This window comes from Egicoccus halophilus, from assembly GCF_004300825.1.
GTDB lineage: Bacteria > Actinomycetota > Nitriliruptoria > Nitriliruptorales > Nitriliruptoraceae > Egicoccus > Egicoccus halophilus.
In genome coordinates, this window is the sequence record NZ_CP036250.1 from 3,635,496 (window position 1) to 3,651,666 (window position 16,171).

At 70.7% G+C, this 16,171-nt stretch carries 18 protein-coding genes; 6 read left to right on the plus strand and 12 right to left on the minus strand.

What is annotated here, in order from left to right; all coding sequences use genetic code 11:
• Window positions 1-26 precede the first annotated feature (26 nt).
• Both ELR47_RS16550 and ELR47_RS16555 read right to left on the minus strand, forming a co-directional pair.
• The gene (locus ELR47_RS16550; RefSeq protein ID WP_130650891.1) at window positions 27-1,214 is read right to left on the minus strand and encodes an ABC transporter permease; all 1,188 of its coding nucleotides are present in this window, start codon (window positions 1,212-1,214) and stop codon (window positions 27-29) included.
• Window positions 1,211-2,155, minus strand: coding sequence for an ABC transporter ATP-binding protein (locus tag ELR47_RS16555; RefSeq protein WP_205745327.1), 945 nt, complete (start codon window positions 2,153-2,155; stop codon window positions 1,211-1,213). Before ELR47_RS16555 ends, ELR47_RS16550 begins: the two co-directional genes overlap by 4 nt.
• A 154-nt stretch (window positions 2,156-2,309) precedes the next feature.
• On the opposite strand from ELR47_RS16555, the gene ELR47_RS16560 reads away from it, so the two are divergent.
• Complete coding sequence (locus tag ELR47_RS16560) at window positions 2,310-3,623, plus strand: sensor histidine kinase (protein WP_130650893.1); 1,314 nt, start codon at window positions 2,310-2,312, stop codon at window positions 3,621-3,623.
• Window positions 3,620-4,306 carry a response regulator gene (locus ELR47_RS16565; protein WP_130650894.1) on the plus strand — a complete coding sequence of 229 codons (687 nt, stop codon included), beginning with the start codon at window positions 3,620-3,622 and terminating at the stop codon, window positions 4,304-4,306. The genes ELR47_RS16560 and ELR47_RS16565 overlap by 4 nt, the downstream gene beginning before the upstream one ends.
• Window positions 4,307-4,360: 54 nt before the next feature.
• Here the strand turns inward: ELR47_RS16565 and ELR47_RS16570 are convergent, their stop codons facing one another.
• A complete protein-coding gene (locus tag ELR47_RS16570) occupies window positions 4,361-5,956 on the minus strand; it encodes an acyl-CoA mutase large subunit family protein (RefSeq protein ID WP_130650895.1) in 1,596 nt (531 codons plus the stop codon).
• 256 nt (window positions 5,957-6,212) lie between these two features.
• Here ELR47_RS16570 and ELR47_RS16575 point away from each other — a divergent pair, with 256 nt between their 5' ends.
• On the plus strand, window positions 6,213-6,935 hold the full coding sequence (locus ELR47_RS16575) for a hypothetical protein (RefSeq protein ID WP_130650896.1): 723 nt from the start codon (window positions 6,213-6,215) through the stop codon (window positions 6,933-6,935).
• Window positions 6,932-7,270 carry a hypothetical protein gene (locus ELR47_RS16580; RefSeq protein ID WP_130650897.1) on the plus strand — a complete coding sequence of 113 codons (339 nt, stop codon included), beginning with the start codon at window positions 6,932-6,934 and terminating at the stop codon, window positions 7,268-7,270. The genes ELR47_RS16575 and ELR47_RS16580 overlap by 4 nt, the downstream gene beginning before the upstream one ends.
• A gap of 79 nt (window positions 7,271-7,349) precedes the next feature.
• Here the strand turns inward: ELR47_RS16580 and ELR47_RS18745 are convergent, their stop codons facing one another.
• The 5 genes from ELR47_RS18745 to ELR47_RS16605 all read right to left on the minus strand — a co-directional run bounded on the left by ELR47_RS18745 (window position 7,350) and on the right by ELR47_RS16605 (window position 9,508).
• Window positions 7,350-7,856 carry a gas vesicle protein GvpO gene (locus tag ELR47_RS18745; RefSeq protein WP_205745328.1) on the minus strand — a complete coding sequence of 169 codons (507 nt, stop codon included), beginning with the start codon at window positions 7,854-7,856 and terminating at the stop codon, window positions 7,350-7,352.
• 19 nt (window positions 7,857-7,875) lie between these two features.
• Window positions 7,876-8,112, minus strand: coding sequence for a gas vesicle protein GvpG (locus ELR47_RS16590; protein WP_130650898.1), 237 nt, complete (start codon window positions 8,110-8,112; stop codon window positions 7,876-7,878).
• Window positions 8,109-8,819 carry a GvpL/GvpF family gas vesicle protein gene (locus ELR47_RS16595; RefSeq protein WP_130650899.1) on the minus strand — a complete coding sequence of 237 codons (711 nt, stop codon included), beginning with the start codon at window positions 8,817-8,819 and terminating at the stop codon, window positions 8,109-8,111. Before ELR47_RS16595 ends, ELR47_RS16590 begins: the two co-directional genes overlap by 4 nt.
• Window positions 8,820-8,821: 2 nt before the next feature.
• Window positions 8,822-9,208, minus strand: a complete 387-nt coding sequence (gvpJ, locus tag ELR47_RS16600; protein WP_130650900.1) for a gas vesicle protein GvpJ — start codon at window positions 9,206-9,208, stop codon at window positions 8,822-8,824.
• Between the two features lie 78 nt (window positions 9,209-9,286).
• A complete protein-coding gene (locus ELR47_RS16605; protein ID WP_130650901.1) occupies window positions 9,287-9,508 on the minus strand; it encodes a hypothetical protein in 222 nt (73 codons plus the stop codon).
• Between the two features lie 385 nt (window positions 9,509-9,893).
• Between ELR47_RS16605 and ELR47_RS16610 the strand changes: the two genes are divergently transcribed.
• On the plus strand, window positions 9,894-11,336 hold the full coding sequence (locus ELR47_RS16610) for an SRPBCC family protein (RefSeq protein ID WP_130650902.1): 1,443 nt from the start codon (window positions 9,894-9,896) through the stop codon (window positions 11,334-11,336).
• An 83-nt stretch (window positions 11,337-11,419) separates the two neighbouring features.
• Here ELR47_RS16610 and ELR47_RS16615 read toward each other — a convergent pair whose 3' ends face one another.
• From ELR47_RS16615 to ELR47_RS16625, 3 genes are read right to left on the minus strand one after another with little or no spacing between them, the layout of a single operon-like run.
• Window positions 11,420-12,172: a succinate dehydrogenase/fumarate reductase iron-sulfur subunit gene (locus tag ELR47_RS16615; protein ID WP_130650903.1), complete on the minus strand. Its 753-nt coding sequence runs from the start codon at window positions 12,170-12,172 to the stop codon at window positions 11,420-11,422.
• Complete coding sequence (locus ELR47_RS16620; RefSeq protein WP_130650904.1) at window positions 12,169-14,085, minus strand: fumarate reductase/succinate dehydrogenase flavoprotein subunit; 1,917 nt, start codon at window positions 14,083-14,085, stop codon at window positions 12,169-12,171. Before ELR47_RS16620 ends, ELR47_RS16615 begins: the two co-directional genes overlap by 4 nt.
• Before the next feature lie 48 nt (window positions 14,086-14,133).
• Window positions 14,134-14,883: a succinate dehydrogenase cytochrome b subunit gene (locus tag ELR47_RS16625; protein WP_130650905.1), complete on the minus strand. Its 750-nt coding sequence runs from the start codon at window positions 14,881-14,883 to the stop codon at window positions 14,134-14,136.
• A 258-nt stretch (window positions 14,884-15,141) separates the two neighbouring features.
• On the opposite strand from ELR47_RS16625, the gene ELR47_RS16630 reads away from it, so the two are divergent.
• A complete protein-coding gene (locus tag ELR47_RS16630; RefSeq protein ID WP_130650906.1) occupies window positions 15,142-15,549 on the plus strand; it encodes a hypothetical protein in 408 nt (135 codons plus the stop codon).
• 33 nt (window positions 15,550-15,582) lie between these two features.
• On the opposite strand, the gene ELR47_RS16635 is transcribed toward ELR47_RS16630, so the two are convergent.
• A complete protein-coding gene (locus ELR47_RS16635) occupies window positions 15,583-16,002 on the minus strand; it encodes a mycoredoxin (RefSeq protein ID WP_130650907.1) in 420 nt (139 codons plus the stop codon).
• Window positions 16,003-16,171: the final 169 nt, after the last annotated feature.

A 16,171-nucleotide genomic window follows, 5' to 3' on the forward strand; every position in this document is an offset into this window, starting at 1 on the left:
GTGCCGGCCCGGCCGCGCGGGTGGCGTCAGCGCACCGGCTCGGCCTTCCAGGCCTCACGCCAGGTCATCCGGTTGCCGGCCAGCAGCGTGCCGGCATAGAGCCGTCCCGCCAGACGGACCACCAGCACCGTCGTCGCCAGGGTGACGAGCGTGGCGAGCGCGACCTGCCACATCGGGATCGCGCCGAACGCCATGCGGGCGGGAACCACGAACGGGGCGGTCGGCGGCACGAACGTCAGGATCTGGGTCACCAGGCCATCGGGGTTGGGCAGCACCACGAAGATGGCCGCGAAGTAGGCGCCGATGACCGCGAAGGTCAACGGCCCCGACGTCGACTGCGCGTCCTCCAGCGACGAGGCCATGGACCCGGCCACCGCGTACAACGAGGCGTAGAACAGGAAGCCGACGACCAGCATGAGCAGGCTGATCGCGACCACGCCGCCGGTCGCCGGCGGCAGCTCGAAGGCCCCGACGACGGCGTTGGCGCCCAGCGCCGCAGCCACCGTCAGACCCAGCTGCACCAACGCCAGCACCGACATCGCGAGAAGCTTGCCCGCCAGCAGGTGCCACGGTCGGGCGACGCTGAGCAGGACCTCGACGACCCGCGAGGACTTTTCCTCGATCGCGCCACTGAGCAGCGTCGCGCCGTTGCCCTGGATGCCGACGAACAGCAGGATGGTCGCGGCCAGCGCGATCCCGAAGCCGTCGACGCCGTCGGTCGCCTCACCGGCCACGTCGACGGTCTCCAACGGCGTGGTCGGTCGCAGCACCGACGCGGCCTGCGCCGGGTCGAGCCCCGCGGCCTCGAGCCCCTCCCCGACCGCGGCGAGCTGCAGCGCCGCCTCGACGGCGAACTGCAGGGACTGGTCGGGGCGCCCGTCGGCGAGCAGCTCGGTGCGCTCGACCAGCACGGCGTCGAGCTCGCCGTCGCCGACGGCGCGCACCGCCTCGTCCCGGTCGGGCACCGTCGTGACCGTCACCTCGGCGTCGTCGGGCAGCCCGGCGGCGAGCAGCGCGTCGAAGTCGGCCGGTGCGTCACCCACCACGCCCAGGGCGTGCGGCTCCGGGCCGTCGTCACCGAACAGGGTCGGGACCACGACCAGGCCGGCCACGATCACCAGGGTCACGAGGGTGCCGACCAGATAGCCCTTCTTGGCGCCCCGCTCGACGAGCTCCCGCCGTGTCACGAGCCAGATGGTCTGCAGCGGGCTCATGCGTCCACCTCCACGGACTCCTCGGACGATGCGGCGGCGTGCTCGAGATCGGTGATCGAGGCCCCGACGACGTCGCGGAAGACCTCCGTCAGTCGGGGCGAGGTGAAGGTCAGGTGCTCGATGGTGCCCTGACCGGCCAGCTCCTCGACCAGTGCCGGGACCGGGGTCGCGACCGGGACCTGCAGCCGGACGATGCCCTCGCGGGCGTCGAGCAGTCGCGCCCCGCTCGGCGGCGTCACCGGCCGGTTGTCGGCCAGGCGCACCTCGACCCGCCGGTAGTCGGCGGCGGCGCGGACCTCGTCCAGGGTGCCGGCGATCTGGTCGCGGCCGTGGGCGATGATCACCACGTCGTCGCACAGTTCCTCGACCAGCTCGAGCTGGTGCGAGCTGAACACCACGGTCGCTCCAGCGGCGGCCCGCTCGCGCAAAACCTCGCTCATGGCCTGCACCCCCAGCGGGTCCAGACCGCTGAAGGGCTCGTCGAGCACCAGCAGCTCCGGGTCGTGCACCAGCGACGCGGCGAGCTGCACCCGCTGCTGGTTGCCGTGGGACAGGTCGGACAGACGCGCGTCGATCCGGTCGGCGAGGCCGAGTTCCGTCAACCATCGCTGCGTCGCGCGCCCGGCGTCGTCGGCGTCCATCCCGTGCAGTTCGGCCAGGTAGCGCAGCTGGCGGCCCACCGGCATGCGGGCGTACAGGCCGCGTTGCTCGGGCATGTAGCCGAACCGCAGCCGGACGTCGCTGGTGACCTCCCGATCCCGCCAGCGCACCTCACCCGCGTCGAGCCGCACGAGCCCGAACACCGCCCGCATGGTGGTCGTCTTGCCGGCGCCGTTGGGACCGAGGAAGCCCAGCATGCGGCCGGGGGCGGCGGTCAACGTCACACCGTCGAGCGCCGTCACCTCGCCATAGCGTTTGTGCAGGTCCTGCACCCTCAGCACGTGGCGTCCTTCTGCGTCGGGCGCCGGCCCTTCCGCCGGCGCGTCGCCTCCAGCCTGCACGACGCGAGCCGCGGCGGCGTCAACCCTGCGGCGGATCGTGGGTCCCGCGGTGGAGGGACGTCGACCACGCCCGTCGCCACGTAGGCTCGTCGACATGGTCAGCCTTCCGCTCTCCCGCCGTCAGTGGGCCGTCGACACCGGCATCGCCGTCGTCCTCGCGGGCCTGCTGGTCTCCGCCGTGTGGCTCAACGCCCGCACCGCGGACCTGACAGCGTTCCCGCCCAACCGATGGACCTACGTGTCGGGTGCGCTGCTCTGCCTCGTGCTGGTCCTGCGACGCCGGGCGCCGCTGACGACGCTGGTCGTGGCCGGCATCGCCTTCACCGTGTTCCGGCTCACCAACGGCTACGACGCCGGTGCCTCCACCGTCGCGCTGTTCCTCGCCCTCGCGGCCGCCGGCACCTACGGCGGCGCCCACCGTGACCAGGTCCGCGGGATCGCCGTCGCCGGGCTGATGGCGCTGGTCGTCTGGAGCCTGTTCGCCCAACGCTTCCTGCTCGCCGACTACTCGGCCGTGTTCGCGCTGCAGGCCTACTCGGTCGCCCTCAACGTGTTCTTCTTCGGCGCAGGCTGGGTGCTGGGCGACCAACAGCGGGTGCGTCGGGAGCGCGAGGCCGACCTCGCCGCCCGCACCGCGGAGCTCACCGCCCGCTCGCTCGAACTCGAGGAGGAACGCCAGCGCACGGCCGAGAAGGCGGCCACCGAGGAGCGGCTCCGGCTCGCCCGCGAACTGCACGACGTCCTCGGCCACCACGTCAGCGTGATGGGCGTGCAGGCCGCCGCGGCGCGGCGGATCCTGCCCCGCGACCCGGATCGGGCCACCGAGGCGCTCGCGGCGATCGAGCACTCGTCCCGGCAGGCGGTCACCGGGCTGCAGCGGGTGCTCGAGCTGCTGCGCACCGACGACCGTGACGTGGGCGGCGGCCTGCGGATCGGCCAACGACTCGACGTTCTGGCCGAGGAACTGCGGACCGCGGGCCTGTCGGTGACCGTGCAGGCGACCGAGCTGCCGCCCCTGCCCACGGAGATCGACCTGGCGTTGGGTCGGGTGGTGCAGGAGGCGCTGACCAACACCCTGCGGCATGCCGGCCCCGGCTCGTCGGCCTGGGTACGACTCGCGGCGACGCCGACCGCGGTGGAGGTGGAGGTCATCGACGACGCCGGTGGAGAACCGCTGCTCGCCGCCGCCCGGGCCGGCAGCGGCTCGGGGCTGCGCGGGATGCGTGAGCGGGTCGAGTTGCACGGTGGACGCTTCACGTGCGGTCCGACCCGTCCCCGCGGCTTCCGCGTCGAGGCCTGGCTGCCGCTGCCTGAACCCCGCAACGGGTCCGAGCACGCGGCCTCCCGCCGCGCGGCGGTCGCGGTGTCCGAGCCGACGCCCGCCGGGCTCACGATGGAGCCCACGTGAGCCGCGAGTGCCGCGTCCTGCTCGTCGACGACCACGAGCTGGTCCGCGCCGGGTTCCGTCTCATCCTCGAGACCGAGCCCGGTCTGCGGGTGGTGGGTGAGGCCGCGGACGGCGCCGCGGCCGTCGAGGAGACGCGCCGCCTGCGTCCGGACCTGGCGCTCATGGACGTGCAGATGCCGGTGCTCGACGGCATCGCGGCGGCGCGCCGGCTCGCCGAGTTGGGGGAGCCCGCCCGAATCGTGATCCTGACCACGTTCGAACGCGACGACCTGGTGGTCGACGCCCTGCGGGCGGGCGCCTCGGGCTTCCTGCTCAAGAACGCCCCACCGGAGCAGCTGGTCGAGGCGGTGCGCACCGTGGCGGCCGGGGACGCGCTGCTGGCCCCGTCGGTGACGCGCCGGCTGATCGAGCGCTTCGCCACCACCGGGCTCGTCCCCCGACGCGACGACCTGCTGGCACCGCTCACCGGACGCGAGCGCGAGGTGCTGACGCTGGTCGCGACGGGCCGGAGCAACGCCGAGATCGCCGCCTCGCTGCACCTGGGCGAGGCGACGGTCAAGACCCACCTGTCGCGCACGCTGCAGAAGCTGCACCTGCGCGACCGGGTCCACGCGGTGGTGTTCGCCTACGAGATCGGCCTGGTCGCTCCGGGAACCGGCGCCCTGGACGACCTCACCGGGTGACCGGCCGCCCGGTGAGGTCGGCCACGGTACGCCAGGTGATCCGGCACGGGTCGGTCAGAAGGTCTCGGAGGGGACGTAGGCACCGAACTCGTCGCGCAACACGTCGCAGACCTCCTGCAGGGTGGCGCGGCGGCGCAGCGCTTCACGCATCGGTGGCAGCAGGTTGTCGTCACCCTCGGCGGCGCGGCGGACCTCGTCGAGTGCGGTGTCGACACCGGCCTGGTCACGCTCGGCCTTGACCCGGTCGATCCGCGCGATCTGCCCGTCCCGGATGGACTCGTCGATGCGCTGGAGATCGGGCGTGATCTCCTCGTCCGTGCGGTAGCGGTTGACGCCGACCACGATCTGCCGTTCCGCATCGACGTCCTTGGCGAGCTCGTACGCGGCGCGCTCGATCTCCCCCTTCTGGTAGCCCTCCTCGATCGCGGCGACGGCACCGCCCATGTCGTCGATGCGCTGCAGGTAGCCGCGCGCTTCCGCCTCGATGCGGTCGGTCAGCGACTCGATCAGATAACTACCCGCCAGCGGGTCGACCGTGGCGGGGACGTCGGTCTCGTGGGCGATGACCTGCTGGGTCCTCAAGGCGAGGCGGGCGGACTTCTCGGTGGGCAGGGCCAACGCCTCGTCGTAGCTGTTGGTGTGCAGGGACTGCGTGCCACCGAGCGTGGCCGCGAGCGCCTGGATGGCGACCCGGACGAGGTTGACCTCGGGTTGTTGGGCCGTGAGTTGGACACCGGCGGTCTGGGTGTGGAACCGCAGCATCTGCGACTTGGGGTCACGGGCCCCGAACCGGTCGCGCATGATGGAGGCCCACAGTCGACGGGCGGCCCGGAACTTGGCGACCTCCTCGAGCAGCGTCGAGCGGGCCACGAAGAAGAACGACAGTCGCGGCGCGAACGCATCGACGTCGAGGCCGGCGTCGATGGCGGCCTGGACGTAGGCGATGCCGTCGGCGAGCGTGAAGGCGATCTCCTGCACCGGGGTCGCACCGGCCTCGCCCATGTGGTACCCGGAGATGGAGATGGTGTTGAAACGGGGCAGGTGCTCGGCGCAGTAGCCGAACGTGTCGGCGATGATCCGCAGGCTCGGGGCCGGCGGGTAGATGTAGGTGCCGCGCGCGATGTACTCCTTGAGCACGTCGTTCTGGATGGTTCCGCGCAGCTGTCCGGGCGCGACGCCCTGTTCCTCCCCGGCGATCTGGTACATCAGCAGCAGCAGCGAGGCCGGCGCGTTGATGGTCATCGACGTCGAGACCTGGTCGAGCGGGATGCCGTCGAAGAGGGCCTTCATGTCCTCGACGGTGTCGATCGCGACACCCACCTTGCCGACCTCCCCGTCGGCGATCGCCGCCGAGGAGTCGTAGCCCATCTGCGTCGGCAGGTCGAAGGCGACGGACAGGCCGGTGGTGCCCTGCTCGAGCAGGTACTTGTAGCGCCGGTTGGACTCCTCGGCCGTGGACATCCCGGCGTACTGGCGCATGGTCCACCGGCGTCCCCGGTACATCGTCGGGTAGACGCCCCGCGTGAACGGATACGTCCCGGGCTCGCCCAGCGAGGTCGCAGGTTCGAAGTCCGCGAGGGCGTCGGGGCCGTAGACGGCCTCGATGGGGAAGCCACTGACCGTGGTCGGTTCCTGCGCGCCCTCGCCCATGCTGCGACCTCCTGCTCCGACGACGTCCTGACGTGCTGGGACAGGCTATGGCGCCGATGAACGCCGGCGGTAGTCGGCCCTCCCACGGGCGCGGACACACCCTCGACACGTACGGGCGACTGTGGACCAAGGGGAAGTGGTCGGCGTGCCCGCGCGCATCGGTGGCGTCGACACGATCCAACGGCGGTAGGAGGGCGGCGGCGCACACCCCACGATGGGCTCCAGTGCTCAGGTCCGCGAGCGAGAGGAGCAACCCATGGGTGGCAACGGTGTGGCAAGCGCACTGCACCTCGACCGTGCCCTCGAGGCACTCGGTGTACGCAAGCGCAAGACGATCCTCGGCCTGCCGATCGGTCCGAAGCAGACCGACTGGAGCCGTGTCGCGAAGCTGGGAGCCGGCGCCGCCGCCGTGGCGGGTGCGGCCAAGGCGGCGAGTTCGGTCGACATCGACGAACTGGCCGCACAGGCCCCGAGCCGACAGGACGGCGAGGGCGAGACGTCCGACACCGAGGCGTCGACCGGCGACGACGAGGGCGACGACGACGCCGACGAGGACGACGACGCGTCCCCCCGCGCGGCCGAGAACGATGCCGCCGACGCAGACGGCGACGGCGACGGCGACGAGGAAGGGACCTCCGCGAAGGGCGAGACCTCCGCGAAGGGCGAGACCTCCGCGAAGGGCGAGACATCCGCGAACGGCACGTCGTCGAACGGCGCGTCGGCCCAGGGTGAGTCGTCGAAGACCAAGCCGTCGAAGAGCAGGTCGTCGAACGGCGAATCGCCTGCCTCCGACGACAAGAGCAGCGGGACGGACTCCGGCGGCTCCCACCAGGAACCGGTCAAGACACGTCGGCGTGTCATCTCGCAGCGTCGTCGCCCACGTCCGCGGCTGGGGCAACGCGCCCGCCCGTCGGTGCGGGTGCATCAGCGCGAAGCCGCACGCAACGACCAGCGCACGAAGGGAAAGCAGACCGCATGATGTTCCGACGAACGACCACGCTCAAGTGGGGCTTCCGCCTCGGACTGGCTGCGGCCTACCTCAACGACGAGGAGCACGGCGTCGAACGTCGTGCCGAGCTGCTGCAGGCCCTGCAGGCCCTGACCGCCTCGACCCGCGTCGGGCCGTTGGTCCAGTGGCTGCAGAACCTCAACGAGGGTGACCTGACGGCACTGACCGAGGGCCTCGCCAACGGCCAGGCCAACGGCCAGGCCGCCGGCCAGGCCGACCGTGAGGCTTCCGACGGCGGCGAGGACGGCGAGGGGTCCGAACAGGACGACGCGCGCGCCGATGCCAGCGAAGGCGCCGACGCCTGATCGCGCCCGCACGACGCAACGAGAGAGGCGACCCGCAGGCGGGTCGCCTCTCTCGTTGGTTTCGGTGTTCCGGTCGTCCTCAGTCCTCGGCGCGGGCCTGACCACGGATGTAGCGCTGGATGCGCTCGTAACGCAGCACCTCGCCGTCGGCGTCCGTGTCCACTTCGTAGGTGGCCACGACATCGGTCGCGGCCGGGACCCGGGCGAGCTCGACCACGTCGATCCGCGCGCGCCAGCCGTCGTCCCGCGGCTCGATGCCGGTGAGCCCGTCGACGCGCCGTCCGGTCAGCTCGGCGATCTGCTGCATCGCCGTTCGGGCCGCCTTCAGCGGAGGGGTCCCACCCGGCCTCTCGAGCTCCTCGGAGTGGTCGCCGCCCTTGGACTGGTCGCCGCCCTCGGACTGGTCACCGCCCTTGGACTGGTCACCGCCCTTGGACTGGTCACCGCCCTTGGACTGGTCGCCGCCCTTGGAGCGGCCACCACCCGAAGACCGTTCGCGGTCCTTCCCGCTCTGACGTCCTCCACCGTTCTGCGGTGCGTCGTCCTCGCGCTGATCGCTCTGCTCGGCTGTCTCGTCCTTGCTCACCACGTCTCCTCCGTCGGTGTCATTGCGTGGACCGCGCACGGGCCGCCACCAGGCGCTCGAGGAGCGCCTCCTCGGCCACGGCGTGCTCCTCCTCGCTGATGCGGCCGGCGTCGAGTTCCGCCGACAGCTCGCGCAGGGCGGCGAGGATGCGCCCTTCGTCGTACAACTCCGCCTCGGCGGCACCGATCACCTGTTGCACGACCCACCAGGGGCCGGTGACGGGCGCCGCCAGCAGCTTGACCAGCGATCCGATCATCGTGTCGTCTCCATCGCCGCGAAGCTGTAGGGCGGTAACGGGCCGACCAGACGCAGTTGCAGGCGCGGCGCGAACCGCTCCGCGAGCTGCTCCACGTGGCGCTCGAGCGCCTCCTGGCCCTCGTCGTCGACGAGCAGCGACGCGTCGAGACACGCCAGCGGCTCGGTGACGTCGCGGGACACGAGCTCGACGACGTGCTCGCGCAGGTGCCCGAGCACCTCGGGTGTGTCCCGGTCTCGTAGGCCGGAGACGCCCTGGACGATGCGCTCGCCGAGCTCCATCTTCGCGTCGGTGTCCCGTCGTCCGCGCAGCGAGGCAGCGCGTCGGTCGTTGGCCAGAACGGCCCGTATGGCCTCGTTCTCGACGTAGTCGCCGCGCAGCCGCCATTCCGAGCGGCCACGCAGGTACGACAGCGCCTCGGTGAGCTGCGCCTGCGCCGGGTGCAGGAACTCGTCCCGCAGCGCGTCACGCGACGGCACGGCGACCCCGAAGCGCATCGGCACGACCGTGGTCGTGGCGGCGGCGGCCTCGAGGACGTTGGCGTGCCGCAGCATCATGGCGCGGCTCGGCAACACGGGCTCGTCGCGCACGTCGGAGACGAGCGCGGCGATCCCGCCGGCCGAGACGGTGTACACGTCGGCGATGTCACCCATCGCCGACGTGTCGACGGAGTGGTCGGCCACCACCCCGTGAACCAACAAGGTCATCGTCAGCTCTCGTTCTCGGCCTCGGCCTCGGCCTCTTCCTCGTCATCGCTGGTGAACATGTCACGCAACTTGTCGACGCCGCCTTCGATGGCTCCCGAGGTCTTGCCCGCCGAGACCGACTCGGTCATCCCCCCCAGCAGGTCGTTGAGGTCGGAGTCGTACTCCTCCGCCTGCCCGCGCAGGTCGAGACGGTTGGTCGCCTCGGCGAAGTGCAGGTAGGTGTCGACGCTGGCGATCACCACCCGGACGTCGACCGTGAGGAGTTCGATCCCCACCAGGGAGACGCGGACGTAGGCATCGATCACCAGACCCTTGTCGAGGATGATGTCGACGACCTCGGCGAGACTGCCCGAGGCGGGACGGCGGCTGACGGTCGTGGTGGCACTCATGGCTGTTGGGCCCTTTTCCTGGCTCGCTCGGCGAGCCGATCGCGTTCAGGGGTGGGGAAGCAAGCGGTCACGACGGGCTCACCCGTCCTCGGCCTCCGACTCCGCGTCGGCGAGGGCCAGCAGGGTGAGCACCCGCTCGATCCTCGCCAGCATCCGGTGACTCGGGTAGCGCTGGCTCGCGACGAGGTCGAGCAACTCCTCGAGGTAGCGCTCGGCCGACTCGCGGTCGTAGATGGTGTGCTCGACGCGGTCGAGCATCTGGTGGCTGGGATGCCGCTCGGCTTCGAGCGACCGTTCCATCAACACATCCAGGTATTCGTCCGCGTAATTCTTGGCTGCTGGCAATGCCGTACCTCCCGGTGGGGTCGACTCTGCAGGCTGGTGCATCGGCGCGTGCCGTGCACGCCCGTCCTTCGGCCACGTCTGCGCACCCATTGACCACTGGTCGTCCGATGCCGTCGACGCCCTCCGGCCGCCGTCGGTTGGTGGCCGGGCGCCCGGAGCGCCCGTCGGTCACAGTCGAACGGCGGCGGGACCGGGCACGCAGGGGCCGCGCGATCGGCACGGTGGAACTCCTGCGGCCCGTGTGGAGACGGGTCCGCCGCCCGAATCGAGCACGGCCCGGCGCCCCCAGCGCCACCGCGCCACCCGGGCGTCCGACGACCACGACGAAGGAGTGCGACTGATGGATGTCAAGGAACGCCTCGGCATCACGAAGCGACAACGGGTACTCGGGCTGCCGTTCGGCCCGAAGCGCACCGACTGGAGCCGCGTCGCCAAGCTCGGTGCGGGTGCGGCCGCCGCGACCGAACTGGTCCGCCGAGGGCTGGGTGGGTCCGACGACGAGTCCAGTCAGAACGGCTCGGGTAGCAACGGCTCGGGTGGCGGACTGCTCGAGAAGGGCAAGCAGAAGGCTGGTGAGCTGATCGAGGAGTCTCCGGTCGGTCAGCTGGCCGAGCAGGGCAAGGAGGCCGCCTCGACCGTGACCGACATCGGCGGGAAGGTCTCGGACGCTTCCGAGGCCGCGTCCGGTGCTTCGACCGGGGTCGGCAAGGCCTTCCAGGCGGCCAAGTCGCTGGGCAGTGACGACGACGACGGCGACGACGGTGGCGGCGGCGGTGGCGACGGTGACGGCACGCAGAAGAAGCAGCGGCTGATCATCCAGGAGCACGTGGACGTCGCCGTTCCCCGCTCGTCGGTCTACAACCAGTGGACCCAGTTCGAGGACTTCCCGACCTTCTCCCGCGCGACCGAACAGGTCGACCAGGAGGAGGAGGAGACCACCGAGTGGCAGGCGAAGATCCTGTTCTCGCGCCGCAACTGGAAGGCCGAGATCAAGGAGCAGATCCCCGACAAGCGCATCGTGTGGGAGTCCAGCGGTGACGTCCAGCACCGGGGCGTCGTCACCTTCCACGAGCTGGACGAGGAACTCACCCGCATCCAGGTGGAGATGGAGTACGAGCCCTCCGGTTTCGTGGAGAAGTTCGGAAACCTGTTCCTGACGGTCCGTCACCGGGTGCGCAAGGACCTGCGTCTGTTCAAGCACTGGCTCGAGTTCGAGTCCGAGGAGTCGGGTGCCTGGCGCGGCCGCATCGATGACGGTGAGGTCGTCGAGGACGGCGAAGAGGACGAGCAGGCCAGCAGCGAGTCCGACGACCAGGCCACCGCCGAGTCCGACGACCAGGCCACCGCCGAATCCGACGACCAGACCGGCGACGAGTCCGACGACCAGACCACCGCCGAATCCGACGACCAGACCGGCGACGAGTCCGACGACCAGGCCACCGCCGAATCCGACGACCAGACCGGCGACGAGTCCGACGACCAGGCCACCGCCGAATCCGACGACCAGACCGGCGACGAGTCCGACGACCAGGCCACCGCCGAATCCGACGACCAGACCGGCGACGAGTCCGACGACGAGATGAGCGCCGAGTCCGACGACGAGATGAGCGCCGAGTCCGACGACGAGATGAGCGCCGAGTCCGACGACGAGATGAGCGCCGAGTCCGACGACGACCCGAACGCCGACCCGGAGCAGGAGGACCCCAACGCCGACGCCGGCGAGGAGGACCCCAACGCCGAGTCCGACGACGAGGGTGAGGACGACACCGACGAGCAGGCCTGAGGCCACCGTCCGGTGAGGCAACGCGAGACGCCGGGGAGCGCATGCTCCCCGGCGTCTCGCGTTTGCTGTCGGTACCAGACGCCTCAGGCGCTGCGACGCGACTTCATCTTGCCCTTGCGGTAGTCCTTGTTCATCCAGGCGATGAAGTCGATCGAGATGCCCTTGGGACAGGCCGCCTCGCACTCCCCCATGTTCGTGCACGAACCGAAGAACTGTTCCATGGTGTCGACCATCGCCACGGCCCGCTCATGCCGCTCGGGCTGGCCCTGGGGCAGCACGTTGAGGTGCGCCATCTTGGCCGAGGTGAACAGCTGCGCGGCACCGTTGGGACACGCCGCGACGCAGGCACCGCAGGCGATGCAGGCGGCCGCGTCCATCGACGCGTCGGCGACCTCCTTGGGTACCGGGATCAGGTTGCCGTCGGGAGCCGAACCGGTGTCGACCGAGATGTAGCCACCGGCCTCGACGATCCGGTCGAAGGCGCTGCGGTCGACCACCAGGTCCTTGACGATCGGGAATCCGGCCGCTCGCCACGGCTCGATGACGATCTCGTCACCGTCGGCGAACTTGCGCATGTGCAACTGGCAGGTCGCCGTGGCGCGCTCCGGGCCGTGTGCCTGACCGTTGATCATCAGTCCGCACGTGCCGCAGATGCCTTCGCGACAGTCGTGCGCGAACTCGATCGGCTCCTGGCCGTCGTCGGTCAGCTGTTCGTTGACCTGGTCGAGCATCTCGAGGAAGGACGCGTCCTCGCTGACGTCGGTCGCCTCGTAGGTCTCGAACCGTCCCGGTGCGTCCGGACCGGCCTGACGCCAGACCCGCAGGGTGAGGTTCACTTGTAACTCCTCTGGGTGAGCGCGACGTTCTTGAATTCGAGGGCTTCCTTGTGGAGGGTCGGCTCGACGCCGGGACCGTTCCACTCCCAGGCGGCGACGAAGCTGAAGTTGTCGTCGTCCCGCTTGGCCTCGCCCTCCTCGGTCTGCGACTCCTCACGGAAGTGGCCGCCGCAGGACTCTTCGCGCATGAGCGCGTCACGGCACATCAGCTCGGACAGCTCGAAGAAGTCAGCGACCCGGCCGGCCTTCTCCAGCGAGGAGTTGAGCGTGTCGGCCGAACCCGGCACGCGGACGTTCTGCCAGAACTCCTCGCGCAGCGTCGGGATCTCGGACAGGGCCTTCTCCAGACCGGCCCGGTTTCGCGCCATGCCGCAGTGGTCCCACATGATCTTGCCGAGCTCGCGGTGGTACCAGTCGACCGACCGTGTGCCGTTGGTCCGGAGGAACCGCTCGTTCTGGTCGCGCACGGCCTGCTCGGCCGCGACGAACTCGGACGCCGTGGTGTCGACCTTGGGCTGTCCCAGCATCGGTGCGAGGTAGTCACCGATGGTGTAGGGCAGGATGAAGTACCCGTCCGCAAGACCCTGCATCAGCGCCGAGGCGCCGAGCCGGTTGGCACCGTGGTCGGAGAAGTTGGCCTCGCCGATGGCGAACAGGCCGGGGATCGTGGTCTGCAGGTGGTAGTCCACCCACAGCCCGCCCATCGTGTAGTGCGGCGCCGGGTAGATGCGCATCGGCGTGACGAACGGGTCCTCGCCGGTGATGCGCTCATACATCTCGAACAGGTTGCCGTACTTGTCGTCGACGGCGTCGCGGCCGAGGCGCTCGATCGCGGCGGCGAAGTCGAGGTAGACCCCGTTCTTGAGCGGCCCGACTCCCTTGCCGGCGTCGATCTGCTCCTTGGCGTTGCGCGAGGCGACGTCGCGCGGGACCAGGTTGCCGAAGGCGGGGTACTTGCGCTCCAGGAAGTAGTCGCGGTCCGCCTCGGGGATGTCGGCGGCGGCGCGGGTCTCGTCGGGGTCCTTGGGGACCCAGATGCGACCGTCGTTGCGCAACGACTCGGACATCAGCGTCAGCTTGGACTGGAACTCGTCCGAGGACGGGATGGCCGTCGGGTGGATCTGGGTGAAGCACGGGTTGGCGAACATCGCGCCCTTGCGGTGCGCCCGCCAGGCCGCGGTCACGTTCGATGCCATCGCGTTGGTCGACAGGAAGAACGCGTTGGCGTACCCACCGGTCGCCAGCACGACCGCGTGCGCGGAGTGCGAGGTGATCTCCCCGGTGACCAGGTCGCGGACCACGACGCCCGACGCCTTGCCGTCGACGGTCACGAGCTCGAGCATCTCGGACTTGGTGATCAGCTCGACCGTGCCGGCGGCGACCTGGCGGGCCAACGCCTGGTAGGCCCCGAGCAGCAGCTGCTGCCCGGTCTGACCTCGGGCGTAGAAGGTGCGGCGGACCTGGGCGCCCCCGAACGAGCGGTTGTCGAGGAAGCCGCCGTACTCGCGGGCGAAGGGCACGCCCTGCGCGACGCACTGGTCGATGATGTTGTTGGACACCTCGGCCAGGCGGTAGACGTTGGCCTCGCGCGAGCGGTAGTCGCCGCCCTTCACCGTGTCGTAGAACAACCGGTAGACCGAGTCACCCTCGCCGTGGTAGTCCTTGGCGGCGTTGATGCCACCCTGGGCGGCGATCGAGTGCGCCCGTCGTGGCGAGTCGTGGAAGGTGAACACCTTCACCCGGTAGCCGAGTTCGCCCATCGTGGCAGCGGCCGACGCACCGGCCAGCCCGGTCCCGATGACGATGACCTCGAACTTGCGCTTGTTGTTCGGGTTCACCAGCTTCATGGAGAACTTGTGGTCACGCCACATGGTCTCCAGGGGCGCGTCGGGGATCTTCGAGTCGAGCGTCATCGCTCCTGCTTTCTCCCGCGGATGCGACGGGCGGTCGAGGCCGCTCCGTCAGCTGACGATGCCGAACTGCACGGCCAACGGGAAGGTGACGTTCCCGCCGACGACCACGACGGCGAAACCGATGGCGAAGGCCCGGCGCCAGTGGTTGAACTTGCGGTTGTTCCACCCCATCGACTGGAACAGGCTCCAACCACCGTGGTAGATGTGGATGCCCAGGGCGAGGTTCGCCAGCACGTAGAAGGCGGCGACGACCGGCTGCCGGAAGCTCGCGACCAGCTTCTCGTAGGGGGTGGCGCCCGACTCCGCCGGGTTCACCCACCCGAGGGTGAGGTCGGCGATGTGGAACAACAGGAACAGCAGCACGATCACGCCGGTCCAGCGCATGGTGCGGGCGGCGAAGTCGGCGGCGACGAACTCACGGCGGGCCTGGTAGCGCTCCGGACGGGCGTTGCGGTTCATGACCGTGAGCTGGTACGCGGCCAGGATGTGGAAGAACAGCGTGACCAGCAACAGGACCCGCATGCCCCACAGCGCACCTTCCTCGGGCACGATCGGCACGAGCAGCCCGGCGCGCAGGAACTCGGCGTAGTGGTTGAAGTCCTCGGCCCCGAGATAGACCTTGAGATTGCCGACCATGTGGGCGAAGACGTATCCCAGCCACACCATCCCGGTGATGGCCATGATGTACTTCTTGCCCACCGCGGATCCGTAGAGGTCCACGAGGAAGGGGCGGCGGGTCTTCCCACCAGCGGGGTTGGGCGGACCGCCCTGCGTGACCCCGGTGACCTTGGTCGCCATCGCGCTGCTCTCTCCTGAAGCCAACCGGCCGGTGGGGCCTCGAACGCACGCTGTGACCGACACGGGTGTCCGGTGTCAGGAGGAGGAGAGGCACCCGCGAGAGGTAGACGTGGTGGCGTGCCCACCCACCGGTTCGGCACTGCCACGGGTCCGAGCCTACCACCGTGATCGGATGGCCCCGTTCCCGCCGGGGCGCGCGCGCGACGGACCCGAGACGACCCCGAGGCAACCCCGGGGGCTGCCCGGACGTCTGTCACGGTGGAGACGAACGCGGAGCAGACGCCGATGACGACGCTGGGCATGGTGGTGGCCGTGCAGACCGAGACGCGCCCCTTCGACGCACGACGGACCGAGGTGTGCGAGGCCGACGCGATCGCCGGTCGGTGCCGGGAGTTGCTGGCGGCCATCGCCGCGCAGGGTGGCCCGGCGCCCGACGAGCACCTCGAGCAGGTGCGCCGCCTGCTCGCCCGACGTGGGCACCCGCTCGACCGGGCTCGGCGCTCGCGACTCGCCTCGGCGCTGCTCGCGGCGGCCGGCGGGCCCGGTACCCCCGGTCGCAGCGAACGGGAGCTGCGCTCGCTGGTGCGGGACCTGCGAGCCGTCGAACGGGTGCTGCGGGAGGTGGCCCGGATCGGCGCGGCCGCCGCCCTGCCGAGCCTGGCCTGACGGTCCGGCCGGGTCCGGCCGGCCGGTCGACGCCTACCGCTCCCCGAGGATCCGACCGAACACCTGTCCCATCCGGCCGGAGCCGGCCGCCAGCTCGCTGCGCGCGGCCTCGGGCAGTGCGTCCGGATCCCGGTCGGCGACCGCCCGCAGCACCTCGCGCGCCGAGGGGTTGACCAGCGCGAGGTCGTTCCCGACGCGCACCGTCGGGACCGTCTCGTTGCCGTCGGCCACCGAGCGCACGAACGCGGCCGCGTCCTCGTCCTGCCAGATGTCGACCCGCTCGAAGGACAGCCCGGTGCGCTCGAGCCCGCGGAACAGCGAGCTGCAGAACCCACAGCCGGGTCGCCAGTAGACCGTCACGGTGGCGTCGGCCGCCGGGGCACTGTCGTCCTCGAAACGCTGCAGCTGCTCGGGGCCACCGTCCTCGCGGTGCGATCCGGTCGCGTCGGTCATGTCCCGGCTCCTCTTCGGGCGTCTGCACGCGCCCAGCTTGGCACAGTCGCTCGCGCCGACCCGACGCGCCGGCCCCGTCAGCGGGTCGGGGCCGTCAGCGGGTCGGGGCCGTCAGCGGGTCGGGGCCGTCAGCGGGTCGGGGCCGTCAGCGGGTCGGGGCCGTCAGCGG

Coding starts and splice junctions, on each gene's coding strand:
- ELR47_RS16625 (WP_130650905.1), bottom strand. CDS start 14,883: ATGGCGACCAAGGTCACCGGGGTCACGCAGGGCGGTCCGCCCAACCCC.
- ELR47_RS16605 (WP_130650901.1), bottom strand. CDS start 9,508: ATGGAACGGTCGCTCGAAGCCGAGCGGCATCCCAGCCACCAGATGCTC.
- ELR47_RS16595 (WP_130650899.1), bottom strand. CDS start 8,819: ATGACCTTGTTGGTTCACGGGGTGGTGGCCGACCACTCCGTCGACACG.
- ELR47_RS16590 (WP_130650898.1), bottom strand. CDS start 8,112: ATGATCGGATCGCTGGTCAAGCTGCTGGCGGCGCCCGTCACCGGCCCC.
- ELR47_RS16610 (WP_130650902.1), top strand. CDS start 9,894: ATGGATGTCAAGGAACGCCTCGGCATCACGAAGCGACAACGGGTACTC.
- ELR47_RS16560 (WP_130650893.1), top strand. CDS start 2,310: ATGGTCAGCCTTCCGCTCTCCCGCCGTCAGTGGGCCGTCGACACCGGC.
- ELR47_RS16580 (WP_130650897.1), top strand. CDS start 6,932: ATGATGTTCCGACGAACGACCACGCTCAAGTGGGGCTTCCGCCTCGGA.
- ELR47_RS16550 (WP_130650891.1), bottom strand. CDS start 1,214: ATGAGCCCGCTGCAGACCATCTGGCTCGTGACACGGCGGGAGCTCGTC.
- ELR47_RS16620 (WP_130650904.1), bottom strand. CDS start 14,085: ATGACGCTCGACTCGAAGATCCCCGACGCGCCCCTGGAGACCATGTGG.
- ELR47_RS16575 (WP_130650896.1), top strand. CDS start 6,213: ATGGGTGGCAACGGTGTGGCAAGCGCACTGCACCTCGACCGTGCCCTC.
- ELR47_RS16570 (WP_130650895.1), bottom strand. CDS start 5,956: ATGGGCGAGGGCGCGCAGGAACCGACCACGGTCAGTGGCTTCCCCATC.
- ELR47_RS16635 (WP_130650907.1), bottom strand. CDS start 16,002: ATGACCGACGCGACCGGATCGCACCGCGAGGACGGTGGCCCCGAGCAG.
- gvpJ (WP_130650900.1), bottom strand. CDS start 9,208: ATGAGTGCCACCACGACCGTCAGCCGCCGTCCCGCCTCGGGCAGTCTC.